The following is a 24,535-nucleotide window of genomic DNA, read 5'->3' as shown; positions in this document are numbered from 1 at the left end:
CCGATATGTATAGCAATTCTGGTGTTCAGGCCTATCAGAAGGTAGGTCTTGAATCTGCCGTTTTGAGCGCCAGCCCACACCAGTTGGTTGTCATGCTGTTTGACGGTGCCCATAGCGCGCTGGTAAGAGCGCGCCTTTTCCTTGAGCAGGGGAACATCCCTGCTAAAGGAGAAGCCCTGTCTAAAGCCATCAACATCATTGACAATGGCTTAAAGGCTGGCTTGAACATGGAGGTCGAAAGTGACTTGCCGGAAAACCTCGCTGAACTGTATGACTATATGGTTCGTCGGTTATTACACGCGAACTTACGTAATGATGCAGAGGCGATCGTCGAGGTTGAGGTTTTATTGAATAACATTGCGGATGCCTGGAAACAAATCGGCCCCAATGCTACCTCCATTTCAGGATAATTTTGATGAACAACCCTAGCACTGCTCTTAACAACTGGCATGCTCTGCATGCCCTGAGTATTGCCATGCTGAAACTCGCTCATTCCGGCCAGTGGGATGAGCTGGTTGAAAAAGAGACGGAGTACGTTAAGTTAGTCGAAAGTATCGGACAAAACGCCATCTCAGCCTGCCCTCCTGCGCAAATTGAGCAGGCACGCTTTCTGCTGGAAAAAGTGCTGCAGAATGAAACGGAGCTGAAAGCGTTGTTGACGGACAGAATGAATGAGCTGCGCCAGTTGATCACCCAGACCGGTAAACAACAATCGGTAACTTCTACTTATGGCAAACTGTCAGGCAATATTCTTTATCCGGAAAATTTAACCCGCGACCTCCCGTTATGATTCAAATCATCCATACTCCAGAGGTCCGCCGAAACGGCTTCTGGAGCAAGGAAGATGAAAAACCCCACCCTCTTACAGTTCTTCCACTGGTATTACCCTGACGGCAGTCAACTCTGGCCTGAAGTGGCCGAGCGCGCTGACGATTTAAACGACATCGGCATCAACATGGTCTGGCTGCCTCCAGCCTATAAAGGCGCATCCGGTGGGTACTCCGTCGGTTACGACTGCTACGATCTCTTCGATCTCGGTGAGTTCGATCAAAAAGGATCCGTCCCCACCAAATACGGTGATAAAGACCAGCTGCTGTCCGCTATCGGGGCGTTAAAACGCAACAACATTGCGGTGCTCATGGACGTGGTGGTCAACCACAAAATGGGGGCCGATGAGAAAGAGGCCATCCGCGTCCAGCGGGTGAATGCGGACGATCGCAATCAGATCGACGATGAGATCATCGAATGTGAAGCCTGGACCCGCTACACCTTCCCGGTTCGAAACGGACAGTACTCGGCGTTTGTCTGGGATTACAAATGTTTCAGCGGCATCGATCACATCGAAAACCCTACTGAAGATGGCATCTTCAAGATCGTTAACGACTACACCGGCGAAGGCTGGAACGATCAGGTCGATAACGAGATGGGGAACTTTGATTACCTGATGGGCGAGAATATCGATTTTCGTAACCGTGCGGTGACGGAGGAGATCAAATACTGGGCGCGCTGGGTGATGGAGCAGACCCAGTGTGACGGCTTCCGTCTGGATGCGGTAAAACATATTCCGGCATGGTTCTATAAAGAGTGGATCGAGCACGTACAGGAAGTGGCACCGAAGCCGCTGTTTATCGTGGCGGAATACTGGTCGCCGGATGTCGATAAACTGCAGCAGTACATTGATCAGGTGGACGGGAAAACCATGCTGTTCGACGCACCGCTGCACATGAAGTTTCACGAAGCCTCTTTGCAGGGACGTGATTACGACATGAGCCAGATCTTTACCGGCACACTGGTGGAGGCCGATCCCTTCCATGCGGTAACGCTGGTGGCTAACCACGACACCCAGCCATTACAGGCGCTGGAGGCGCCGGTCGAGGCCTGGTTCAAACCGCTGGCTTACGCCTTGATTTTACTGCGTGAGAATGGTGTGCCGAGCGTCTTCTATCCCGATCTGTACGGTGCCAGCTATGATGATACCGGCGGCGACGGTGAGATGTACCATATCGACATGCCGGTGATTGAGCAGCTCGACCAGCTGATCCTCGCCCGCCAGCGGTTTGCCCACGGCGTGCAGACTCTGTGGTTCGATCACCCTAACTGCATTGCCTTCAGCCGCAGCGGCACCGAAGAAGATCCGGGCTGCGTGGTGGTGCTCTCTAACGGCGACGAGGGCGAAAAGACAATTACGCTGGGCGAGAACTACGGCAACAGAAACTGGAAAGATTTTCTCGGCAATCGGGAAGAAACCGTCACGACCGATGAAACCGGCACCGGGGTGTTTACCTGCAACGGCGGCAGCGTCAGCGTGTGGGTCATAGAGGATGCGTTGTAAAAAGTGAGAAACCGGGCAGCGCTACGCTTGCCCGGCCACCCGATCTCTTACGGGAGCTTACTGTCGAGCGGATTTTTGCTGAGGTATGTCGCGCACTCGACGGTCGGGCGATCGACGCGATGCAGGATCATCCCATCATACTCAATGGCGCTGCCTTCACGATCCAGCGGGTAGATATCCAGTTTGCTGGTCACGTTATAAAAATCATCCGAGCGCAGCATGACTTTTCCTTTTACCGCAATCACGCGCTGCCACTGGCGGCAGTCGAGGGTATCCCCCTCTTGCGTCACTACCAGCGAGGCGATCGCTTCCGGGCTGACCATTTTGCTTTGCGGCCCTTTCGACTGCCAGTACCCGGCCAGTTCAGCCGGAGCGGGATGCTTGACCACATCCTGGTATCTGTCGACCTGCACACATCCGGTTAATGCCAACAGACCCGCCATCATTACTTTTTTTTTCATTATTCTTTCCCAAAAAATGTTGTTTCAACATATAGCACATGGTATTTAAACCTAATACTCAGGTATAATATCAAGATAGTTTCGGCAGAAAAACTAAAGTTGTCAAAGGAATATGCAAATTTTTATTTATATCTGTACTATCAAAATCTTTCATATTTTATGCATCTAACTACAAAAATTTCTGCTGTACAAGAATTCGCTTTTTTCCTTTAACATTATCTGAATTTTAAAAAATCAGGAGATAATAAGTGATACCAAAAATAATACATATAATTTGGGTGGGAGATGACTCTCTTCGCCCTGATAACAACATTATGTCTTGGGTGAGGCATCATCCAGATTGGACAATAAAACTTTGGGGTAATGAGGAACTTGAAAATCATCCATGGACTAATGCTAACCATATGGTTGAAATGGCCTCACGTAATCAACTTTGTGGTGTTGCCGATCTTATGCGCCTTGAAATTTTATATCAAGAAGGAGGTTTCTATGTTGACGCAGATAGTTTATGTACTAAACCACTTGAAAATTGGTTGTTTCAGAGCAAAGCATTTGCTTGTTGGGAAAACGAAATCGCAGTACCAGGGCTTATTGCAAATACTTATATTGCTGCCGAACCTAATAATGAATTTATCGGCCAAATGATACTTGATCTTCATGCTATGCCTATTTTACCTCCAGGACCGGCATGGTCTACGGTTGGCCCCTTGTTTCTGACGAATAGTTATCACAAGTATAAATATAACGATATGGTAATTTGGCCAAGTCATCTTTTTCTCCCAACTCATCATACCGGACAAACTTATAAAGGAGATCCAATTAGCATTTTTTCTAGCCATGAATGGGGAACAACCCACAACTCTTATAGTAAATAATAAAAAGGTCAACCTGATAAAAGGTTGACCTTTTTATTTATCATTAAAATTAAAGATGTTTAACTTATACGATGTATACTAATGAGATGCCCATTACTGTCACGATTGAAATCCACTTTAGCTTCATTTTTAGGATGATAAGCGATATAATCGTGGAGTTGAATATGCTCAATATGATAACCTAGTTGTAGAATAAACCGTAATAATTCATTACGCTTTTCTGTGAACCATGGCTGATTCCATGCTTCAAAAGAAAATGGTGGGAAATTATTATGTTCAAGAAAACCGATGGCCCCCCTTAAAACATCGATTTCCAAGCCTTCCACATCAATTTTTAAGAATCGTGTTTTATCATTAAACAAGATGTCGTCTAATTTAACCAGTTGGACAAAATCATTTTCACTACTCATCGCAGACTGCACACCTTCATTTTTGCGATATTGCTCAACTATCGAGAAAGCACCAACGTTATCCATTTTGTGATAGTCTGGTACGGGAATCTCAACTACACCAGCTTCCTGTCCAACAGCTTTGTTTAGTGCAGTTACATTCTGTAATCTATTAAGAAAAATATTACCACACAGTTGATAATAAACAGTTTTTTGAGGTTCAAAAGCATATATATGCCCGTTATTTTTTTCAATTAATAACGCCGTTGGGATTGTATAAGCTCCCAAATTAGCGCCTAAATCAAAAATAACTGGAGAATCAAAACCTTGTGTAAATTCATTCGTAATGGCATATTGCCAGTTTTCCCAGTTGTCCTTTGAGAACAAATGGTTAGATATTGCATCATGTCCAAAGGTTAAAAAGCTGCCTTGCGATGAGTTAACAACATGTACTCTTGGTAACATAGGTAATCCCGTATTTTAATTAATCTAACAACAATGTTGAAATGATCGCTGGAGATGATGCCAAGCACTAAACCTGCATACTCATCACATCCTGGTACGCCTGCATCAGTTTATTACGTACCTGGATACCCATCTGCATCGACACTGATGCTTTTTGCAAATCGGTCATCACATCATTTAGACCAATGCCCGGCACACCCATAGTGAATTTTTCGCCCTGCACGCGTGCGGCGGTTTGGGTATCGCTGATCCGGTCCAGTGCCGCATGCAGCTGGCCCGCGAAGCTGACGGTTGACTGCACGTCAGCCACGTTCTGATGACGGGCGGTCATTGCCGTTGCCTGCAACTGGCTGATGACGCTTTCAATCCCCTGTATTGCCATGACGTTCCCCTGATGGATTTTTACGCGCTCAAGAGTACCAGCCTGTCAATAAGATAAAGGCGCTAAATAGCGTGAAAAAACCAGGTTATTTGACGAATAGAAATTCCCGTTTCATCAAATAATGGCACAGCCATGATTATGGAATTTTTGTTGTGTTTGCCGACCCGGGAGCCTGTTTTGTTTCTCCACACGAATAATGAAATCCACGATGAGTCACGAGGTGCGCTATGAGTGCGACAGCAACATCCAGCCCTCAAACTAAATCTCTCGAATGGATGAGCCGCCTGCGCGCGAACCCTAAAGTGCCGTTGATCGTGGCAGGTGCTGCCGCTATCGCTATCGTTGTCGCTATGGTCTTATGGGCCAAACAGCCAGACTACCGCACCCTTTTCAGCAACCTCTCGGACCAGGATGGCGGTGCTATCGTCACCCAGTTAACCCAGATGAACGTCCCCTACCGTTTCTCGGATAATGGTGGCGCGCTGGAAGTCCCTGCCGATAAAGTGCATGAACTCCGCTTACGACTTGCCCAGCAAGGTCTGCCGAAAGGCGGCGCGGTGGGCTTTGAACTCCTGGACCAGGAAAAATTCGGCATCAGCCAGTTCAGCGAGCAGGTTAACTACCAGCGCGCGCTGGAAGGCGAGCTGGCCCGCACCATCGAAACCCTCGGCCCGCTGAAAAGCGCCCGCGTGCACCTGGCCATGCCAAAACCAACGCTGTTTGTCCGTGAACAGAAAGCGCCGTCGGCGTCCGTCACCGTTAATCTGCAACCCGGCCGTGCGCTGGATGAAGGGCAGATCAGCGCCGTGGTCCATCTGGTCTCCAGTGCCGTGGCCGGTTTACCGCCGGGTAACGTGACCCTGGTGGACCAGATGGGTCGCCTGTTAACCAAATCCAATACCAGCGCTCGCGATCTGAATGATGCGCAGCTGAAGTATGCCACCGACGTGGAAAATCGCGTTCAGAGCCGCATCGAAGCCATTCTTGGTCCTATCGTCGGCACCAGCAACGTCCATGCCCAGGTCACCGCGCAGATCGATTTTGCGGATAAAGAGCAGACCGAAGAGCAGTATCGTCCAAACGGCGATGCTGCCCAGGCCGTGATGCGCTCGCGTCAGGTAAATGAAAACTTGCAGGTCGGTGGACCTAACCCTGGCGGTGTGCCGGGTGCGCTCTCCAACCAGCCAGCCCCTGCCAATACCGCGCCAATTACCACCCCGGCACAGAACCAGCAGAACGGTCAGCAGGGTGCGCAGCAGCAGCAAACGACCACTGCAGCCAACTCAGGCCCGCGCACCAGCAGCCGTAACGAAACAACTAACTACGAAGTCGATCGCACCATTCGCCACACCAAAATGAACACCGGTGACGTGCAGCGTCTCTCCGTGGCGGTGGTCGTCAACTACAAAACCCTGCCGGACGGTAAGCCCCTGCCGCTGACGGCCGAGCAGATGAAGCAGATCGAAGACCTGACCCGTGAAGCCATGGGTTATTCCGAGAAGCGTGGCGATACCCTCAACGTCGTGAACTCACCGTTCAGCGCCGTGGACGATACCAGCGGTGAGCTGCCGTTCTGGCAGAAGCAGGCCTTTATGGATCTGCTGATTGAAATCTGTCGCTGGTTACTGGTGGTGATTGTTGCCTGGCTGCTGTGGCGTAAAGCAGTACGCCCACAACTGGTTCGCCGTGCCGAAGAGGCCAAAGCGCTGAAAGAGCAAAGCCTGCTGCGCGAAGAGACCCATGAAGCCGTGGAAGTGCGTCTCAGCAAAGACGAACAAATGCAGCAACGCCGTGCTAACCAGCGCATGGGCGCTGAGGTCATGAGCCAGCGTATTCGCGAAATGTCAGATAACGATCCGCGCGTCGTGGCGCTGGTCATTCGCCAGTGGATGAGTACAGAAAATGAGTAACCTTACCGGAACGGATAAAAGCGTCATCCTGCTGATGACCATTGGCGAGGACCGGGCGGCAGAGGTGTTCAAACACCTCTCCCAGCGCGAAGTGCAGGTTCTCAGTGCGGCGATGGCCAACGTGCGTCAGATCTCCAACAAACAGCTGACCGACGTGCTGGCCGAGTTTGAGCAGGAAGCCGAACAGTTTGCGGCGCTCAACGTCAATGCCAACGAATACCTGCGTTCGGTGCTGGTCAAAGCGCTCGGCGAAGAGCGCGCTGCCAGCCTGCTGGAAGATATTCTCGAAACCCGCGATACCGCCAGCGGCATCGAAACGCTCAACTTTATGGAGCCGCAAACCGCTGCCGACCTTATTCGCGACGAGCATCCGCAGATCATCGCCACCATCCTGGTCCACCTCAAGCGTGGCCAGGCGGCGGATATTCTGGCGCTGTTCGACGAACGTCTGCGTCACGATGTCATGCTGCGTATCGCCACCTTCGGCGGCGTCCAGCCAGCGGCGCTGGCGGAACTGACCGAAGTGCTGAATGGCCTGCTCGACGGCCAGAACCTCAAGCGCAGCAAAATGGGCGGCGTGAGAACCGCGGCCGAAATTATCAACCTGATGAAAACGCAGCAGGAAGAGGCGGTTATTACCGCAGTGCGCGAATTCGACGGCGAACTGGCGCAGAAAATCATCGACGAGATGTTCCTGTTCGAAAACCTGGTGGACGTGGACGACCGCAGTATCCAGCGCCTGCTGCAGGAAGTGGACTCCGAATCGCTGCTTATCGCCCTCAAAGGTGCCGAACAGCCGCTGCGCGAGAAGTTCCTGCGCAACATGTCCCAGCGTGCGGCGGATATCCTGCGCGACGACCTTGCCAACCGTGGCCCGGTGCGTCTGTCTCAGGTGGAAAACGAACAGAAAGCCATCCTCCTTATTGTGCGTCGTCTGGCCGAAACCGGCGAGATGGTGGTAGGCAGCGGCGAGGATACCTATGTCTGATGAACTGCCGTGGAAGATCTGGACACCGGACGATCTCTCCCCTCCTCGCGCGGAGTTTGTGCCTGCGAACCCGACACCTGCCGAGGCAGATGAGGATGACGAAGAGCCTGAACTGAGCGAAGAAGAGCAGCGCGCGCAGCAGCTGGCGAAGATCCAGCTCCAGGCACACGATCAGGGCTACGCCGCCGGCATGAACGAAGGGCGGCAGAAAGGCCAGGAACAGGGCTATCAGGAAGGGTTAGCCCAGGGGCTGGCACAAGGCTTAGAGCAGGCGCGGACACAGCAGGCGCCGATCCACGCCCGGATGCAGCAGCTGGTCAGCGAATTCCAGAATACGCTGGACGCACTGGACAGCGTTATCGCCTCTCGCCTGATGCAGATGGCGCTCGAGGCGGCACGACAGGTGATTGGTCATACCCCACCGGTGGATAACAGCTCGCTGATTAAGCAGATCCAGGGTCTGTTGCAGCAGGAGCCGCTGTTCAGCGGCAAACCGCAGCTGCGCGTTCACCCGGACGATCTGCAGCGGGTGGAAGAGATGCTTGGCGCGACCCTGAGCCTGCACGGGTGGCGTCTGCGTGGCGATCCGACCCTGCATCACGGCGGCTGCAAAGTCTCTGCCGATGAAGGCGATCTGGATGCCAGCGTGGCAACCCGCTGGCAGGAACTGTGCCGTCTGGCAGCACCGGGAGTCATCTGATGACCGCACGCCTGACCCGCTGGCTCAACACGCTCGACAATTTTGAAACCAAAATGGCGCAACTGCCCGCGCTTCGCCGTTATGGGCGCTTAACCCGTGCCACCGGTCTGGTGCTGGAGGCGACCGGTCTGCAGCTGCCGCTGGGGGCCACCTGCATTATCGAACGCCAGGACGGGAATGAGATCCACGAAGTCGAGAGCGAAGTGGTTGGCTTTAACGGCCAGCGTCTGTTCCTGATGCCGCTGGAAGAGGTCGAAGGCGTCCTGCCCGGCGCACGCGTCTACGCGAAAAATTTCTCTGCCGACGGGCTGCACAGCGGCAAGCAGTTGCCCCTCGGCCCGGCGCTGCTCGGACGGGTACTGGACGGTGGCGGTAAGCCGCTGGATGGTCTGCCCTCCCCCGATACCACCGAAACCGGGGCGCTGATTACCCAACCCTTTAACCCGCTACAACGAACGCCGATCGAGCATGTGCTGGATACCGGTGTACGCCCGATCAATGCCCTGCTGACCGTGGGTCGCGGCCAGCGTATGGGTCTGTTTGCTGGCTCCGGCGTCGGGAAATCGGTCCTGCTCGGAATGATGGCTCGCTACACCCAGGCCGACGTCATTGTGGTGGGGCTGATTGGCGAGCGTGGCCGTGAAGTAAAAGATTTTATCGAGAACATCCTCGGTCCCGAAGGGCGCGCCCGGTCGGTGGTGATTGCCGCCCCGGCGGATGTGTCTCCCCTGCTGCGTATGCAGGGTGCCGCCTACGCCACGCGCATCGCGGAAGATTTCCGCGATCGGGGTAAGCATGTCCTGTTGATCATGGACTCCCTGACCCGTTACGCCATGGCGCAGCGAGAAATCGCCCTGGCGATCGGCGAGCCGCCGGCCACTAAAGGCTATCCGCCATCGGTATTTGCGAAGTTACCGGCACTGGTTGAACGCGCCGGTAATGGCATCAGCGGCGGGGGCTCCATCACCGCGTTTTATACGGTGCTGACCGAAGGCGATGACCAGCAGGATCCGATTGCCGACTCGGCGCGAGCGATCCTCGACGGCCATATCGTTCTGTCGCGCCGCCTGGCCGAAGCGGGTCACTATCCGGCGATCGATATCGAAGCCTCGATCAGCCGTGCAATGACGGCATTGATTACCGAGAAGCATTACGCCCGCGTGCGTAACTTCAAGCAGTTACTCTCCAGCTTCCAGCGCAACCGCGATCTGGTGAGCGTCGGGGCCTATGCCAAAGGCAGCGACCCCATGCTCGACAAGGCGATCGCCCTGTGGCCGCATCTGGAGGCGTATCTGCAACAGGGTATTTTTGAAAAAGCCGACTGGGAAAGCTCTATCCAGGCTCTGGAGATGATTTTCCCGCAGGTGTAACCGAATAGAGGGCGAATGTCATGGCACAACACGGCGCGTTAACCACGCTGAAAGATCTGGCCGAGAAAGATGTTGATAATGCCGCACAGCAGCTTGGCGCGATGCGCCGCGGATGTCAGCAGGCAGAAGAACAGCTGAAAATGTTGATCGACTACCAGCATGAGTATCGCACCAACCTCAACACGGATATGGCACAGGGCATCGGCAGCCAGCGCTGGATCAACTATCAACAGTTCATCCAGACGCTGGAGAAAGCCATAGAACAGCATCGCCAGCAGGTGCTTCAGTGGACCGAGAAGGTTGACCGGGCCCTGAACTTCTGGCGAGAGAAGAAACAGCGTTTACAGGCGTGGCAAACCTTGCAGGATCGCCAGCTTGCCGCCGCAACCCTGGCGGAAAACCGTCTCGATCAGAAAAAAATGGATGAGTTTGCCCAGCGCGCAACAATGAGGACACCGGAATGATCACCCTTCAACAACTGCTTTCGAGCGACACCGACCTTACGGCTGGCGTTCGGGGCGGAAAAGCGGCCGACGGCGCGCAGGACTTTCTTGCCCTGCTGGCGGGCGCGTTAAGCGACGTTAAAGGCCAGGGGAAAGAGGCCGGGCTGACGCTGAACGACCTGCAAACCGCGGGCGGTAAGCGGGCCAGCGTGGCGCTGAAAGCCGATGCTACTGATATTGATGCGGATACCGATGCCGGGAAACTGGCCGAACTGCTGGCGCATCAGGATCTCACCGTTACCGACGAAAGCACCGCTCAGCCGGGCCTGACCTCCGGGCTGCTGCCTGCTGTTAAAGGCGACGTGCTGAAGAGCCTGACCCAGGCAGCCAAAGAGGCCGACAGCAAAACCGAGCTTAGCAATGAAGAGCTGGCAGGGTTAAGCGCCCTGATGGCGATGCTGCCCCATCAGCAGACCGTCACTGCCGCCGCACCACAGCCGGTGAGCACCGGCGCCATTGACGCTGACGTCTCCCTGACCAGCGATCGTGGCCGCCAGCCTGTACTGGATACCGATGCCCTGCGTAGCGCCAAAGCCGTCGTTCAGGATAAAAATGCGGGGATGGCTTCCGACACCCAACTGACGCCAGCCGTTGCCGCGACGACATCAAAGCAGGCGGCAGAGAGCACGCCGTCCCCGACCGGGCCAACCGCCACTATGGGGCCGATTGTCAGCACCCCGTCTACGGTGCAGCCGACCTTTGCTGCCGCGCCGGTGGTCAGCGCCCAGTTGGGCAGCAATGAATGGCAGCAGACCGTCAGCCAGCACATCACGCTGTTTACCCGTCAGGGCCAGCAGAGCGCCGAGCTGCGTCTGCACCCGGAAGATCTGGGCCAGGTACAAATTACGCTTAAGCTGGATGATAACCAGGCGCAGCTGCAGATGGTCTCTGGCCATAGCCACGTTCGTGCAGCGCTGGAAGCGGCACTGCCGGTGCTGCGTACCCAGCTCGCAGAAAACGGCATTGAGCTGACGCAAAGCAACATCAGCAGTGAAAATTTCAATGGCCAACAGCAGGCTTCTTCTCAGCATCAGCAGCAGACTGCCCGCTCCGGTAACGCGGGTGGATTCGATGAAGAGAACGATGAGCTGCTCGCGGTGCCTGCCTCCCTGCAGTCCGCGGCACGTGGAAACAACGCTGTCGATATCTTCGCCTAAACCTAAACGCCAGAGGTAGCGTGATTATCCCCCTCTTTTCGACTCTTTGACGGCGAGAGGACACGGGATAATCACCCCATTAGCAGTCCCGAAACAGGAAGCACGAATCAGATGACTGACTCCGCCATCACCAAGAAAAGTAAGCGTTCCATCTGGATCCCGCTTCTGGTGTTAATTACGCTCGCTGCCTGCGCTACCGCAGGTTACAGCTACTGGCGCATGAATAAAGCACCGTCAGCCGCAGCCAAAGCGGAGCTACCGCCGCCGCCGGCCCCGGTCTTTTTCGCGCTGGATACTTTTACCGTTAACCTGGGCGATGCTGAGCACGTGTTTTACGTGGGCATTACGCTGCGTCTGAAAGACGAGGCTACCCGTACCCGTCTGAGTGAATACCTGCCGGAAGTGCGCAGCCGTCTGCTGCTGCTGTTCTCGCGCCAGGATGCCGCGCAGTTGTCTACCGATGAAGGTAAACAAAAACTGGTGGCAGACATTAAGCAAACGCTGGCCGCGCCTCTGATTAGCGGTCAACCTAAGCAGGAAGTCACTGACGTTCTGTATACAGCTTTCATTCTGCGGTAACGACATGGGCGACAGTATTCTTTCTCAGGCGGAAATCGATGCGCTGCTGAACGGCGACAGCGATAAAACCGACGATCCAAAACCGGGTGCGGCTGGCGACAGCGACATTCGCCCCTACGATCCCAATACCCAGCGTCGCGTGGTGCGCGAGCGTCTACAGGCGCTGGAGATCATCAACGAACGTTTTGCCCGTCAGTTCCGTATGGGACTGTTCAACCTGCTGCGTCGTAGCCCGGATATTACCGTCGGTGCGATCCGCATTCAGCCGTATCATGAGTTCGCCCGTAACCTGCCGGTGCCGACGAACCTCAACCTGATCCATCTGAAACCGCTGCGCGGCACGGGCCTGTTTGTCTTCTCGCCAAGCCTGGTCTTTATCGCCGTGGATAACCTCTTCGGCGGCGACGGACGTTTCCCCACGAAAGTGGAAGGCCGCGAGTTTACCCATACCGAACAACGCGTCATCAACCGCATGCTGAAGCTGGCGCTTGAAGGCTACAGCGACGCGTGGAAAGCGATTCACCCGCTGGAAGTGGAGTATGTCCGTTCCGAGATGCAGGTGAAGTTCACCAACATCACCACCTCGCCAAACGATATCGTGGTTAACACCCCGTTCCACGTGGAGATCGGCAACCTGACCGGTGAGTTCAACATCTGCCTGCCGTTCAGCATGATTGAACCGCTGCGCGAAGTGCTGGTGAACCCGCCGCTGGAAAACTCCCGCCATGAAGATCAGAACTGGCGCGAGAACCTGGTGCGTCAGGTTCAGCACTCCCAGCTGGAACTGGTGGCGAACTTTGCCGATGTCCCGCTGCGGTTGTCGCAGATTTTGAAATTAAAACCCGGTGATGTGCTGCCGATCGAAAAACCCGACCGCATCATCGCCCACGTGGATGGCGTGCCTGTGCTGACCAGCCAGTATGGCACCGTAAACAATCAATACGCGTTACGCGTTGAGCACCTGATTAACCCGATTTTGAATTCTCTGAATGAGGAACAGCCCAAATGAGTGATATGAACAATCCGTCCGATGACAACAACGGAGCACTGGACGATCTGTGGGCTGAGGCGTTAAACGAGCAAAAAGCACCCGCCAGCAAAAGCGTGGCCGATGCGGTGTTCCAGCAGCTGGGCGGCGGTGACGTCAGCGGTACGCTGCAGGATATCGATCTGATTATGGATATCCCGGTCAAGCTGACCGTGGAACTGGGCCGTACCCGGATGACCATCAAAGAGCTGCTGCGCCTGACGCAGGGTTCCGTGGTGGCGCTGGATGGCCTGGCCGGGGAGCCGCTGGATATTCTGATCAACGGTTACCTGATTGCCCAGGGTGAAGTCGTGGTTGTCGCCGATAAGTACGGCGTGCGTATCACCGACATTATTACGCCGTCCGAACGTATGCGTCGTCTGAGCCGTTAAAGATGAAAACCCAGGCCACTGTCTCTCAACCCTCTGCAGTGCCCGGTTCGCCGCTGCTGCAGGTCAGCGGTGCGCTGCTGGGGATTATTGCCTTTATTTTGATTGTCGCCTGGCTGGCAAAACGTGTCGGTCTGGCGGGTAAAACCGCAGGAGGACGCGGGTTGAAGCTCGCGGCCAGCACCTCGTTGGGGCCACGCGAACGCGTGGTGATCGTGGAAGTGGAAGACGCCCGGCTGGTGCTGGGTGTGACCGCCTCGCAAATTTCACTCCTGCATACATTGCCGCCTGCGCCGGTCTCTGAAGACAGTCGTGCAGAGGTTCCACCGGATTTTCAGTCCGTGATGAAGAGTTTGCTTAAGCGTTCCGGGAGATCGTGATGCGTCCTTTGTTGTCCCTTACGCTTGCAGGCCTTGGCCTGTTTGCTCCCGCCGTGTACGCCCAGCTGCCAGGCCTGATCTCCACCCCAATGGCCGGGGGTGGCCAGAGCTGGACCCTGCCGGTACAGACGCTGGTATTTATCACCTCGCTGACCTTTATCCCGGCGATCCTGCTGATGATGACCAGCTTCACCCGCATTATCATCGTCTTTGGTCTGCTGCGTAACGCCCTGGGTACTCCTTCTGCGCCGCCGAACCAGGTTCTGCTCGGTCTGTCCCTGTTTCTGACCTTCTTCATTATGTCGCCGGTGATCGACAAGATTTATGTCGATGCCTATCAACCGTTCAGTGAAGACAAGATCTCAATGCAGGTGGCGCTGGAGAAAGGGGCGCAGCCGCTGCGCGAATTTATGCTGCGTCAGACCCGCGAAGCCGACCTGGCGCTGTTTGCCCGTCTGGCCAACGCCGGACCAATCCAGGGGCCGGAAGCGGTGCCGATGCGCATTCTGCTGCCTGCCTACGTTACCAGCGAACTGAAAACCGCCTTCCAGATTGGTTTTACGATCTTTATTCCGTTCCTGATTATCGACCTGGTGATCGCCAGCGTGCTGATGGCGCTGGGGATGATGATGGTGCCTCCGGCGACCATTGCCCTGCCCTTCAAGCTGATGCTGTTTGTCCTGGTGGATGGCTGGCAACTGCTGGTCGGTTCGCTGGCGCAAAGTTTCTACAGTTGAGGAGCGCGCAATGACGCCAGAATCGGTCATGATGATGGGCACGGAGGCGATGAAAGTCGCGATCTCCGTTGCCGCTCCCCTGCTGCTGGTGGCCCTGGTCACCGGTCTGATTATCAGTATTTTGCAGGCTGCGACCCAGATTAACGAAATGACCCTGTCATTTATCCCAAAAATTATCGCGGTGTTCGTGGCGATCATTATTGCCGGGCCGTGGATGCTGAACCTGCTGCTGGATTACATGCGTAATCTGTTTACCAACCTGCCGTACATCATCGGCTAAGCCGGGCCATGATCCATTTCACCAGCGATCAATGGCTTGAGTGGCTCGGCCTCTACTTCTGGCCCCTGCTGCGCATTCTGGCGTTGATCTCCACCGCGCCGATCCTCAGCGAGCGATCGATCCCCAAGCGGGTGAAAATTGGCCTCGCCATACTGATCACGATTATCGTTGCCCCGACGCTGCCGCCGGTCAATGTGCCGATTTTCTCAGCTCCGGCGCTGTGGGTGGGGCTTCAGCAGATCCTGATTGGCGTGGCTATCGGCTTTACCATGCAGTTCGCCTTTGCCGCCGTCCGTATGGCGGGGGAGCTGATTGGTTTACAGATGGGTCTGTCGTTCGCCACCTTCTTCGACCCGGGCAGTCGCCTGAACATGCCCATTATCGCCCGTATTATCGACCTGCTGGCGATGCTGCTGTTTATGGCTTTTGATGGTCATCTGTGGCTGATTTCGATGCTGGTGGACACCTTCCACACCCTGCCAATTGGCGGTGATGCGGTGAACAGCAATGCCTTTATGGCCCTGACCCGCGCGGCTGGTCTGATTTTCATCAGCGGCCTGATGCTGGCACTGCCGCTTATCACCCTATTGCTTACCGTCAACCTGGCGCTGGGTTTACTGAACCGTATGGCACCCCAGCTCTCGGTGTTTGTTATTGGCTTTCCGATCACCCTTACCGTGGGCATGTTGCTTATTTCCCTGTTAATGCCCCTTATTGCCCCCTTCTGCGAGCACTTATTCAGCGAGGTATTTAATCTGCTGAGCAATATCGTGCGCGAGCTTTCAACGAAATAATAACCCTTGTGTTCTATATTGTCTTTCTGAGGATATTCCTAAAATAAAAACTGCGGAACATCTACCAGGATATATCTGGCGCGGCCTGAATGTTTTTATCCATCTCACAATATTAAACATTTACTTTACTTTAAGATGTTTCCTGGCAAATTATACGTAACTTTACGGGATAGTGAGTTCGCCTGAAAGTCCTTGTAATGCTCACAGGTAATTTTGTTTTTCCATCCCGTATGGCTGTTATAGAGCTCTCAGGCAGATGGTAAATTATCGTTATGCATTGAGTGAGGGTATGCCATGTCAACGATCATTATGGATTTATGCAGTTACACCCGGCTAGGGTTAACCGGGTATCTGGCAAGCAGAGGGGTAAAGAAAAAAGACATCAACGACGTACATAACGTTGACGAACTTGCCGCCGCATGTGAGACCTTAACGCCAGGTGTGGTGTTTATTAATGAGGACTGTTTCATACATGATCCTGCCAACAGTCAGCAAATAAAGCAGATCATTAATCAACATCCCGGCACCCTGTTTATTGTATTTATGGCGATTGCTAATCTACATTTTGACGAATATTTACGGGTCCGTCAGAATCTTCTGATTAGTTCTAAATCCATTAAGCCCGAGTCACTGGATGACCTGGTGGGGGATTATTTAAGCAAAGAAATAAAAAATGTAGCAGAAATTAAATTTCCGACTTTATCATTAAGCCGAACTGAATCCAGTATGCTGCGAATGTGGATGGCAGGACAGGGAACGATTCAGATTTCTGACCAGATGAATATCAAAGCCAAGACTGTTTCGTCACATAAAGGAAATATTAAAAGGAAGATAAAAACGCATAATAAGCAAGTGATCTATCATGTTGTGCGACTGACAGACAATGTGACCAACGGAATTTTCGTTAACCTGCGTTAATCGCTCCCTTCCCTTTTCAATTGTTGCCCGATCTCTGGCTATGCCAGAGATTTTTCCTTGTTCTGTTCGGGTCGGGCCAGCCCGCGCTACCCGACATGCATGTTACTCCTCGCTTTCGACGAAAATGCCGTCAGGGTGGCCTAACTCGTTAAAGAACCAGATCCCAAGCGGGTAATCTTCCAGCGAAACCAGATACATCGTGCCTTCATTAAATGGCTCAACCGCCAGTACAACACCCGGGCGGCGCGCCCCGCCATCCGTTTTGACTGTAACCCGATCGTTGACCTTCATAAAATCCTCCTCTGGTTTTTGAGCCAGTGTAGAACAAAACAGGAAAACTGGCAGCGTGTTGCCGCGCGACTGACGCTTTTATCAACGGTCTATGCTCTCAAGCTGCCTGACAAAACGTTTAGCCCTTTTGCACGGCGCTTTTGCTGGCCCCAATGGGGCGAGGCAACGCGGCGACGTCGCGACTCCCCAGGAGCTTACGGGAGGGAGTGACAGGAGTGAGCAAGGACACTGGTGCTGGCCCTACAGGGGCAAGACCATCAGTCAAGCCGACGCACAGGCATCCTGTAAGTATGACGGGTCTATACTTACGGGTGGACACCGTGTAATCAGGAGTGCGTGATGAAGACCGTAAAAGAGTACAGCGAAACGGCAAAACGGGAAGTGAATGTTGACGTCGATGCCCTGCTCGCCGCAATCAACGAAATCAGCGAGAGCGAGGTAAAACGAATTGAGGATGACCCCACCCGGGTAAGAGTTAACGACAGGGATTATCACACCTGGCGCGAGCTGGCTGAGGCCTTTGAACTCGATATCCATGATTTTAGCGTGACGGAAGTGAATCGCTAAGACGAAAAAAATCCCGGTCATGGGGTGACCGGGATCAAGCTTGCTTATGCAAGAAGCACTTGTAAATTCGTTACATCAGGAAATCTGATGTCGCGTGCAACCTTATCTGCAATTTTTTTGCATGACAAGGAAATATTCTTCATATTTATAGTTGCCACGCGAAATTAAAATGCTACTTATGGTTGCCAACGGGCACCGGATGCGGCTTGAACGGGATCGGTTCCATAATCATCATTTTTACCGGCCTGTTTTTTTAAGATAATTCTTATCCGCGACCTTCATCTGTCAGGGGAGATGCTATGCCTTCACTTAAGGACTCGCTGCTCATCTATAGTGATCTGGATGGTACGCTGCTGGATATTCATACCTACGACTGGCAGCCCGCCGCTGGCTGGCTGGAGAGGTTACAGGACCACCAAATCCCGGTTATTCTTTGCAGCAGCAAAACCGCGGCGGAAATGCTGCAGATCCAGAGCGATCTCGGGCTGGATGGCCTGCCTTTCATCGCTGAAAACGGCGCCGTGGTCCAACTGGATGTACGCTGGAACGATCATCCCAACTCCCCGCGGCTTATCAACGGCGTTCCCCATGCCGATATCGTCCAGGTCATTAATCAGCTTCGCGCCGACGCGGGGTACAAGTTCACCACCTTCGATGATGTTGATGATAAGGTGCTCAGCGAGTGGACGGGGCTGAGCCGCGAACGCGCGGCGCTGGCGCGGCTGCATGAAGCCTCGGTTACGCTCATCTGGCGCGACAGCGACGAGCAAATGGCGGCGTTTGAAACCGCACTGGAGACACTGGGGCTAAAGTTTGTTCAGGGGGCGCGTTTCTGGCATATCCTCGATGCCCGTGGCGGCAAGGACCAGGCCGTCAGCTGGCTCAACGAGCAGTACCTGCAGCGCGACGGCATGTTGCCCACCACCTTAGGGCTGGGTGACGGGCCAAACGATGCGCCGCTGCTGGACAGTGTTGACCTGGCGGTGGTGATTAAAGGCATTAACCGCCAGGGCATCCAGTTGAAAAACGACGACCCGGAACGGGTTTACCACACCCAACAGCCCGGCCCTGCGGGCTGGCGTGAAGGGCTGGATCACTTCGTATCGTCCTGACCGACCACCTGATTGCGTCCTCGCTGCTTCGCCTGGTAGAGACGGGCATCAGCGATGGACTGCAGCTGTTCAAAGTCATAATTATTGCTTTCCTGGGCGCTGCTCACGCCAATCGACACGCTGATGCGTGCCGTCTGGCTCTTTTTCACCAGAATTTCGCGATCGTTGATGCGCAGGCGGATCCGCTCGGCAATCTGCATTGCCTCCTCAGGGCCGGCCCCCGGCAGGACGACACAAAACTCTTCGCCGCCCACGCGCCCGGCGACGTCGACTTTCCGTATCGTGCTGGTGATTAATCTGGCCGCATGGGTGAGCACCTTATCACCCGCCTGGTGGCCGTAGCGGTCATTAATATTTTTAAAATGGTCGAGATCCATCTGCATCACCGAGTAAGGCTGCTGCTGCTGTTCGCATCGTTTCGCCAGCACTTTCGCCCGTTCAAACAGCGCCCCGCGGTTATTGATCCGCGTCAGGGGGTCGTGCCACGCCTGCCACTGGAGCGAGTTCTGCAGCCGGTACATGTTGCTGACCATCCGGCGGATGACAAACCACGAGACCACCAGCATGCCGGTGAACAGCAGCCACAGCAGCGTCAGGGCAATCGTAATACTGCCAAAATCGCCTTGCGCCCCTTCCCTGAGGGTGTGGATGCGCAGCAGAACGCCGTTAAAGTGGTCCAGATGCTGCCAGTTAACATACCGGCTCCCCAGCCGTAGCTCCCCTTCTTTATCCTTTTCCATCGCACCGGCAATTTGCGCCCGTTCCCGCTCGTCAAAACGGTTGGCGTGACTGACGACACTCTCCGAGGTGGCGAGCAGCGTAAAGCTCTCGTCGTAGAGCTGGAACTCGCCTTCACCATTACCATCGACCGCGTCCTGCAGCAGCTTCTTCATCCCCTGAAGGGTAAAATCAATCGCCAGCACGCCGTACCAGTAACGCTGGTAATCGACCGGCACGCTGACCGTGACGATTTGCTCGTTTTGATAATCAGACAGAACAGAATGCGTAAACCAGCGGACGCTGCGGTCACGGTTATCACGCTGTGACTGCCCGGTAAACCACGGGCTGGTCACCAGTTGATAGTAGCGGCCGATAATGTCCCGCTCCGCGTCATGGGGATCGGTTGAGACGTAAAACCCCGCCCGTGAGACGTAAACGACGCGCCTGGCATGCGCCGCCGGGGAGTTGATGCGCAGCAAATAGCCCATTTCGAAGGCGGCGCTCATCTCCTTTTCGAGCCGTTCATCTTCGCGGATCAGACTGTTTGTTTGCTGGACAAAGGCATCCGAAACGCCATGCAGGGTTAAGGTGCGCCGCTCGTCAAAGGTCAGTTGCCACGAGGCTTTTGTCCGCAGGTCGCTAATGCGGGAGACGGTATCGTGGAGCACGCTAGAGGCCAGCGGCGTCTCAAGGGCATCCTGCATCCCGTTGCGGAAGAAGAGCAGCTTTTCAACGCTGAACTGTAGCTGGCGATCCAGTGAGTTGACCACGTTCTCCAGATGCGTGTGTTGCGTGGCGGAGTAGGCGTCTTCCAGCACCACAGCTTCGCGCCAGGTCAGTAACGTGGAGAAGATGAGGACAGTAATAAAACAAATATTAACAACCCGGCTCGGATGAAAATGATGACGTGCCGAAGAAAACTCTTTTCTTACAATATCGTCGGGCTGCACACAGACTCCCTGAAAGCCACTTGCGCTATCCGCATGGGCAAATATTACTGCCTGTTAGCGATTATAGCGCACAAAAACGCCCGGCAATGCCGGGCGTAGCGTGACTTAAGCCTTGTCCTGCCGCCGGATGCCATCACCATGCTGAAGCTCCTCTTCACGAAACGCTTCCTGCTTGATGCCGTAACCGTCGTACCAGCGACACTCCACCATTCCGCTTGCATAGCCGGTTACGACCATACGTGGACCGCCGTTTTTAGGCTTAACTTCATCGCTGACCAGAAAGACCATAACCGCCTCCTTTATCAGTGTGAAACTGTATCAATTTAGTCGAGGAATAGCAGTTATGCCTGGTATAGCCAGAAGTTATTAATGTGAGCGACCTCGCATTTTTTCCACGAGTTTTACTATCGCCACCACAATCAGGCCGATGATCAGACCGATCACCAGATTCAGTAAGGTGGGTAAAGTGGCTGAAATAACAGCACCTTGTGCCTGCGCGAAGTGCTCAATGGCATGATGCAGCGGCGCAATGCCATGCACTACAATCCCGCCACCGACGAGGAACATGGCCAGAGTGCCGATCACCGACAGGGATTTCATCAGCCAGGGGGCAACCACCAGCAGGGCTTTACCGGTCATCTTCGCCAGCGCGCTGGTTTTATCACTCAGCCAGTAGCCCATATCATCGAGCTTAACGATGATCCCTACAATGCCGTAGACCCCAATGGTGACCACAATGGCGATCCCGGAGAGCACCAGCACCTGGTTCAGTAGCGGCGCATCCGCCACAATGCCCAGGGTGATGGCCACGATCTCAGCCGAAAGAATAAAGTCGGTGCGGATTGCGCCCTTAATTTTATCCCGCTCAAAGGTAACAGGATCCTGCGCGGCCAGCGCTTCCAGCCGCTGTTGTCGCGCCGCCGGGCTTTCCTTGTCTTTCTCTTTACGCGATTCAAGCGTGTGCAATATTTTCTCTGCCCCTTCAAAACAGAGAAACGCCCCGCCAATCATCAGCAATGGGGTAATGGCCCACGGGATAAAGGCGCTGATCAGCAGTGCCAGCGGCACGAGGATCACTTTATTGAGTAAGGACCCCTTTGCGACAGCCCAGACCACGGGCAGCTCCCGATTGGCGCGTACCCCGGTGACCTGTTGCGCATTGAGAGAGAGATCGTCGCCCAGTACGCCCGCGGTCTTTTTCGCTGCCAGTTTTCCCATCATCGAAATATCGTCCAGCAGCGTGGCGATATCATCCAGCAGTGTTAATAAGCTACTTCCCGCCAAAATTACGTTCCTTCTTTTTTGTTAATAACCTGAACAGTATGGAGTAAAACCCGCAACCCCGAAACCATCCCGTTTATGTCAACAAATAATTCACAACTGACACACAATTAAAGGACTCGCCAGCATGATAGTTTTCACGTTAACTATATGCGTCCTTTTTATTACGCCGTGAGGGAGTATGCGTTTCAGGCAAGTTTTACCATTAGCAGGCGCGCTGTTTGCGCTCTATATCATCTGGGGATCCACCTACTTTGTGATCCGTATCGGCGTGGAGAGCTGGCCACCTCTGATGATGGCGGGGGTGCGTTTCCTCTCTGCGGGGGTGCTCCTGCTAGCGTTTTTATTCCTGCGCGGCCACAGGCTTCCGCCGCTGCGCCCGCTTCTTAACGCCGCCCTGATTGGCATCCTGTTGCTGGCGGTCGGAAATGGCTTTGTCACCGTTGCGGAACACCAGAATGTCCCCTCCGGGATTGCGGCGGTAGTGGTGGCGACAGTTCCTCTGTTTACCCTCTGCTTCAGCCGCATGTTTGGCATTAAAACGCGCAAGCTGGAGTGGCTGGGGATCGCCATCGGGATGGCGGGCATTATTCTGCTCAACAGCGGCGGTAATCTGAGCGGGAATCCTTGGGGGGCGCTGCTGATCCTGATGGGGTCGATGAGCTGGGCATTTGGGTCCGTGTATGGCTCACGCATTGAACTCCCTTCAGGGATGATGGCCGGTGCCATTGAGATGGTCACTGCCGGGATCGTGTTGCTGGCGGCATCGATGCTCTCAGGGGAGAAGCTGACCGCCCTGCCCGATACCTCAGGCTTCCTGGCTGTGGGTTATCTGGTTATTTTCGGCTCGGTGATTGCGATTAATGCCTATATGTTCCTGATCCGCAATGTTTCTCCAGCGGTCGCCACCAGCTATGCGTACGTCAACCCGGTGGTGGCTGTTCTGTTGGGGACGGGTCTCGGCGGGGAGTCGCTCTCTGCGGTAGAGTGGATGGCGCTGGGGATCATTATTATGGCGGTGGTGCTGGTGACGTTAGGCAAGTACCTGTTCCCGGCCAAACCGGTGGTTACGCCGTATCAGGCGGAGAAACCTTAAGCGGGCGAATGCCCTGGGTGTCGATCTGGGCGGTCTCTCCACCGCCGCAGATCCACTCCTCCAGCCGCTCCGTCAGCGCGGTATCATCCAGCTTCAACCTGCCGCGCAGCGCGCACTCCCACACCACCAGTACCCGCCAGCCCTGCTGCTGTAGCAGGGCAATATCGCGGTTGTCGCGAATGACATTTTTGCCAATCTTTTCCAGCCAGAAATCGGTGCGGGTCGCCGGGACTTTAAACAGATAGCAGTCGTGGCGATGCCAGAAACAGCCATGGGTGAAGATCACGCACTGGTCGCTATCAATCACGAAATCAGGCCGCCCGGCCAGGCTGGCATCCTGCACGCGAAATTCAAAACCGATATGCGTCAGCAGGCCAGCCAGCCGTTTTTCGATGGCCGTATCCCGCGTGCCGATGGCGCGCATGTTTTTACTGCGGGTGGCCTTATTATGAACGTCCGCCATCAACTACTCCGGCTTTGCGTAGCGCTACCGCCTGCAAAATACGGGACTCCAACAGCCGGGCGACAGCGGCAAACGCCGGAACCACCACCGAGTTACCAAACTGGCGGTAGGCCTGGGTGTCAGACACCGGGATACGGAAGTGGTAGCCCTGCGGGGTTTCAAACCCCATCAGGCGGGCGCACTCGCGTGGCGTCAGGCGGCGAGGCCGGTGGCGCTGGTTCTCTGGATCGTCAAAATCACGCTCGCCGAGTGCTTTGTCCCAGCCCCGGTCAATGAGGATCTCAGCCCCGTCTTTATAATAGCGCGCCGACAGGGTGCGGGCGATGCTATGGGGGTTAGTGGGATCGACCATCCCGAAGCCAAACCCGTTGCCCTTCGCCTGATGCTTCTGCGCATAGCGATAGAGGTATTTCCACAGAACCGGGGTAAGAATAAATTTCGCGTCCACCACCGGCTCCAGCAGATCGGCAATCGTGGGTCGGCGTGCCGGCCACAGTCCCGGGAGATCGCGCAGCGTGAAGTTGCCCCCCAGGTTGAGATCGCGACGAAAACCCACCAGCACAATGCGCTCGCGATGCTGGGGCAGGAAGTGTTTGCCATCAATGATCTTCGGATCGTCAGGCCCGCTCTCCGCGGCATCTGCCACGTCATACCCCAGGTCGTCCAGGGTCTGCATGATAATGCGGAATGTTTTGCCCCCGTCATGGCTCTTCAGGTTTTTAACGTTTTCCAGCACGAAGATCGCCGGACGGCGGGCGTCAATAATACGCGCCACGTCGAAGAACAGCGTTCCCTGTGTGTCGCAGGCAAAACCGTGCGCGCGGCCAAGGGCATTTTTCTTTGACACGCCCGCCAGGGAAAACGGCTGACAGGGGAACCCCGCCAGCAACACGTCATGCGCCGGAATGGCGTTACGGATGTGCTGCGCCGCCTCGTCGTCGGTCACGCCGCTCTGGTGGCTGAGCGTCACTTCGCGGATGTCATCGTTGAACTGGTGCGCGTCGGGATCGCAATACCAGTTGGCTTTATAGGTGCGCACCGCGTGTTTATTCCACTCGCTGGTGAACACGCACTGGCCGCCAATCGCCTCAAAGCCATGGCGGATGCCGCCAATCCCGGCGAACAGATCGACAAAGCGGAACGCATAGTGAGGATGACAGGCCGGAGGGCGCGGCAGCAGGTTTTGCAGCATGCCATATTCACCGTCGCTGAGGCGATGGCCTGCCCGCTCGCTGGTGACCAGTCGCTTGAGGATCGCCGGGCTCCAGTGGCTATCACCCTGAGCATTCAGAAGATGCGCCAGCGTTCTGGCATCATAAATTTCCAGCAGCTGGCTCAATAACGCCTGGACTGACGCCGTTGATTTCTTTGCCAGCTCAAGCGCGGACTCCATCACTGATACATTTTCCTGCATAGATT

Annotated in this window: 29 protein-coding genes and 1 pseudogene; 21 read left to right on the top strand and 9 right to left on the bottom strand. The window is 54.8% G+C overall.

Annotation, left to right across the window (positions count from 1 at the left end):
• Positions 1-5 precede the first annotated feature (5 nt).
• The 3 genes from fliS to amyA are packed head-to-tail and all read left to right on the top strand — an operon-like array spanning position 6 to position 2,332.
• Positions 6-410 carry a flagellar export chaperone FliS gene (gene fliS, locus ABIE02_RS07820; protein ID WP_059307608.1) on the top strand — a complete coding sequence of 135 codons (405 nt, stop codon included), beginning with the start codon at positions 6-8 and terminating at the stop codon, positions 408-410.
• A 5-nt stretch (positions 411-415) separates the two neighbouring features.
• Complete coding sequence (gene fliT, locus ABIE02_RS07815) at positions 416-790, top strand: flagella biosynthesis regulatory protein FliT (RefSeq protein WP_059307607.1); 375 nt, start codon at positions 416-418, stop codon at positions 788-790.
• A gap of 54 nt (positions 791-844) precedes the next feature.
• Positions 845-2,332, top strand: coding sequence for an alpha-amylase (amyA, locus tag ABIE02_RS07810; RefSeq protein ID WP_059307606.1), 1,488 nt, complete (start codon positions 845-847; stop codon positions 2,330-2,332).
• A 47-nt stretch (positions 2,333-2,379) separates the two neighbouring features.
• On the opposite strand, the gene yedD is transcribed toward amyA, so the two are convergent.
• Positions 2,380-2,793: a lipoprotein YedD gene (yedD, locus tag ABIE02_RS07805; protein ID WP_059307605.1), complete on the bottom strand. Its 414-nt coding sequence runs from the start codon at positions 2,791-2,793 to the stop codon at positions 2,380-2,382.
• Positions 2,794-3,041: 248 nt separating this feature from the next.
• On the opposite strand from yedD, the gene ABIE02_RS07800 reads away from it, so the two are divergent.
• Complete coding sequence (locus ABIE02_RS07800; protein ID WP_336994504.1) at positions 3,042-3,668, top strand: glycosyltransferase family 32 protein; 627 nt, start codon at positions 3,042-3,044, stop codon at positions 3,666-3,668.
• A 59-nt stretch (positions 3,669-3,727) separates the two neighbouring features.
• Here the strand turns inward: ABIE02_RS07800 and ABIE02_RS07795 are convergent, their stop codons facing one another.
• Positions 3,728-4,522 carry an FkbM family methyltransferase gene (locus tag ABIE02_RS07795; RefSeq protein WP_059307603.1) on the bottom strand — a complete coding sequence of 265 codons (795 nt, stop codon included), beginning with the start codon at positions 4,520-4,522 and terminating at the stop codon, positions 3,728-3,730.
• A 67-nt stretch (positions 4,523-4,589) separates the two neighbouring features.
• Positions 4,590-4,904 carry a flagellar hook-basal body complex protein FliE gene (fliE, locus tag ABIE02_RS07790; RefSeq protein WP_032612250.1) on the bottom strand — a complete coding sequence of 105 codons (315 nt, stop codon included), beginning with the start codon at positions 4,902-4,904 and terminating at the stop codon, positions 4,590-4,592.
• 227 nt (positions 4,905-5,131) lie between these two features.
• On the opposite strand from fliE, the gene fliF reads away from it, so the two are divergent.
• From fliF to rcsA, 14 genes and pseudogenes are all read left to right on the top strand, one after another.
• Positions 5,132-6,814 carry a flagellar basal-body MS-ring/collar protein FliF gene (fliF, locus tag ABIE02_RS07785; RefSeq protein WP_059307602.1) on the top strand — a complete coding sequence of 561 codons (1,683 nt, stop codon included), beginning with the start codon at positions 5,132-5,134 and terminating at the stop codon, positions 6,812-6,814.
• Entirely contained in the window at positions 6,807-7,802 is a 996-nt protein-coding gene (gene fliG, locus ABIE02_RS07780) for a flagellar motor switch protein FliG (RefSeq protein ID WP_032612254.1), read from the top strand. The genes fliF and fliG overlap by 8 nt, the downstream gene beginning before the upstream one ends.
• Positions 7,795-8,502, top strand: coding sequence for a flagellar assembly protein FliH (gene fliH, locus ABIE02_RS07775; RefSeq protein ID WP_144882923.1), 708 nt, complete (start codon positions 7,795-7,797; stop codon positions 8,500-8,502). Before fliG ends, fliH begins: the two co-directional genes overlap by 8 nt.
• Positions 8,502-9,872, top strand: coding sequence for a flagellar protein export ATPase FliI (gene fliI / locus ABIE02_RS07770; protein ID WP_059307601.1), 1,371 nt, complete (start codon positions 8,502-8,504; stop codon positions 9,870-9,872). The genes fliH and fliI overlap by 1 nt, the downstream gene beginning before the upstream one ends.
• Positions 9,873-9,892: 20 nt before the next feature.
• A complete protein-coding gene (gene fliJ / locus ABIE02_RS07765) occupies positions 9,893-10,336 on the top strand; it encodes a flagellar export protein FliJ (protein ID WP_032612259.1) in 444 nt (147 codons plus the stop codon).
• Positions 10,333-11,532, top strand: a complete 1,200-nt coding sequence (gene fliK, locus ABIE02_RS07760) for a flagellar hook length control protein FliK (protein WP_336994503.1) — start codon at positions 10,333-10,335, stop codon at positions 11,530-11,532. Before fliJ ends, fliK begins: the two co-directional genes overlap by 4 nt.
• Positions 11,533-11,643: 111 nt before the next feature.
• On the top strand, positions 11,644-12,111 hold the full coding sequence (gene fliL, locus ABIE02_RS07755; RefSeq protein WP_032612264.1) for a flagellar basal body-associated protein FliL: 468 nt from the start codon (positions 11,644-11,646) through the stop codon (positions 12,109-12,111).
• Between the two features lie 4 nt (positions 12,112-12,115).
• Positions 12,116-13,120, top strand: a complete 1,005-nt coding sequence (gene fliM, locus ABIE02_RS07750; protein ID WP_032612266.1) for a flagellar motor switch protein FliM — start codon at positions 12,116-12,118, stop codon at positions 13,118-13,120.
• A complete protein-coding gene (gene fliN, locus ABIE02_RS07745) occupies positions 13,117-13,530 on the top strand; it encodes a flagellar motor switch protein FliN (protein WP_032612268.1) in 414 nt (137 codons plus the stop codon). Before fliM ends, fliN begins: the two co-directional genes overlap by 4 nt.
• Positions 13,531-13,532: 2 nt before the next feature.
• The gene (fliO, locus tag ABIE02_RS07740; protein WP_336994502.1) at positions 13,533-13,907 is read left to right on the top strand and encodes a flagellar biosynthetic protein FliO; all 375 of its coding nucleotides are present in this window, start codon (positions 13,533-13,535) and stop codon (positions 13,905-13,907) included.
• A complete protein-coding gene (gene fliP, locus ABIE02_RS07735; protein WP_032612270.1) occupies positions 13,907-14,644 on the top strand; it encodes a flagellar type III secretion system pore protein FliP in 738 nt (245 codons plus the stop codon). Before fliO ends, fliP begins: the two co-directional genes overlap by 1 nt.
• Before the next feature lie 10 nt (positions 14,645-14,654).
• Positions 14,655-14,924, top strand: coding sequence for a flagellar biosynthesis protein FliQ (fliQ, locus tag ABIE02_RS07730; RefSeq protein WP_032612271.1), 270 nt, complete (start codon positions 14,655-14,657; stop codon positions 14,922-14,924).
• 8 nt (positions 14,925-14,932) lie between these two features.
• A pseudogene (fliR, locus tag ABIE02_RS07725) lies at positions 14,933-15,725 on the top strand (flagellar biosynthetic protein FliR); the annotation flags it as partial.
• Between the two features lie 287 nt (positions 15,726-16,012).
• Positions 16,013-16,636: a transcriptional regulator RcsA gene (rcsA, locus tag ABIE02_RS07720; protein ID WP_059307596.1), complete on the top strand. Its 624-nt coding sequence runs from the start codon at positions 16,013-16,015 to the stop codon at positions 16,634-16,636.
• A 102-nt stretch (positions 16,637-16,738) separates the two neighbouring features.
• On the opposite strand, the gene dsrB is transcribed toward rcsA, so the two are convergent.
• Positions 16,739-16,927: a protein DsrB gene (dsrB, locus tag ABIE02_RS07715; protein WP_059307595.1), complete on the bottom strand. Its 189-nt coding sequence runs from the start codon at positions 16,925-16,927 to the stop codon at positions 16,739-16,741.
• A 339-nt stretch (positions 16,928-17,266) separates the two neighbouring features.
• On the opposite strand from dsrB, the gene yodD reads away from it, so the two are divergent.
• Positions 17,267-17,494, top strand: a complete 228-nt coding sequence (yodD, locus tag ABIE02_RS07710; protein ID WP_032612275.1) for a YodD family peroxide/acid resistance protein — start codon at positions 17,267-17,269, stop codon at positions 17,492-17,494.
• A gap of 299 nt (positions 17,495-17,793) precedes the next feature.
• The gene (locus ABIE02_RS07705; RefSeq protein ID WP_336994501.1) at positions 17,794-18,606 is read left to right on the top strand and encodes a mannosyl-3-phosphoglycerate phosphatase-related protein; all 813 of its coding nucleotides are present in this window, start codon (positions 17,794-17,796) and stop codon (positions 18,604-18,606) included.
• Here the strand turns inward: ABIE02_RS07705 and dgcQ are convergent.
• From dgcQ to ABIE02_RS07690, 3 genes are all read right to left on the bottom strand, one after another.
• Positions 18,588-20,276, bottom strand: coding sequence for a cellulose biosynthesis regulator diguanylate cyclase DgcQ (dgcQ, locus tag ABIE02_RS07700; RefSeq protein WP_336994500.1), 1,689 nt, complete (start codon positions 20,274-20,276; stop codon positions 18,588-18,590). The genes ABIE02_RS07705 and dgcQ overlap by 19 nt on opposite strands.
• A gap of 105 nt (positions 20,277-20,381) precedes the next feature.
• A complete protein-coding gene (locus ABIE02_RS07695; protein WP_032612284.1) occupies positions 20,382-20,564 on the bottom strand; it encodes a YodC family protein in 183 nt (60 codons plus the stop codon).
• Positions 20,565-20,642: 78 nt separating this feature from the next.
• Positions 20,643-21,560 (bottom strand): DUF808 domain-containing protein, encoded by a 918-nt coding sequence (locus ABIE02_RS07690; protein WP_032612286.1) that lies wholly within the window; start codon positions 21,558-21,560, stop codon positions 20,643-20,645.
• A 178-nt stretch (positions 21,561-21,738) separates the two neighbouring features.
• Between ABIE02_RS07690 and yedA the strand changes: the two genes are divergently transcribed.
• Positions 21,739-22,653 carry a drug/metabolite exporter YedA gene (gene yedA, locus ABIE02_RS07685; protein WP_059307591.1) on the top strand — a complete coding sequence of 305 codons (915 nt, stop codon included), beginning with the start codon at positions 21,739-21,741 and terminating at the stop codon, positions 22,651-22,653.
• Here the strand turns inward: yedA and ABIE02_RS07680 are convergent.
• Both ABIE02_RS07680 and ABIE02_RS07675 read right to left on the bottom strand, forming a co-directional pair.
• Positions 22,625-23,116, bottom strand: coding sequence for a very short patch repair endonuclease (locus tag ABIE02_RS07680; protein WP_032612290.1), 492 nt, complete (start codon positions 23,114-23,116; stop codon positions 22,625-22,627). The genes yedA and ABIE02_RS07680 overlap by 29 nt on opposite strands.
• On the bottom strand, positions 23,100-24,530 hold the full coding sequence (locus ABIE02_RS07675; RefSeq protein WP_165718087.1) for a DNA cytosine methyltransferase: 1,431 nt from the start codon (positions 24,528-24,530) through the stop codon (positions 23,100-23,102). The genes ABIE02_RS07680 and ABIE02_RS07675 overlap by 17 nt, the downstream gene beginning before the upstream one ends.
• Between the last annotated feature and the right edge of the window lie 5 nt (positions 24,531-24,535).

This window comes from Leclercia sp. 1548, assembly GCF_050435045.1.
Lineage (GTDB): Bacteria > Pseudomonadota > Gammaproteobacteria > Enterobacterales > Enterobacteriaceae > Enterobacter > Enterobacter adecarboxylatus.
This window is presented reverse-complemented; position numbering and strand designations above follow the sequence as displayed.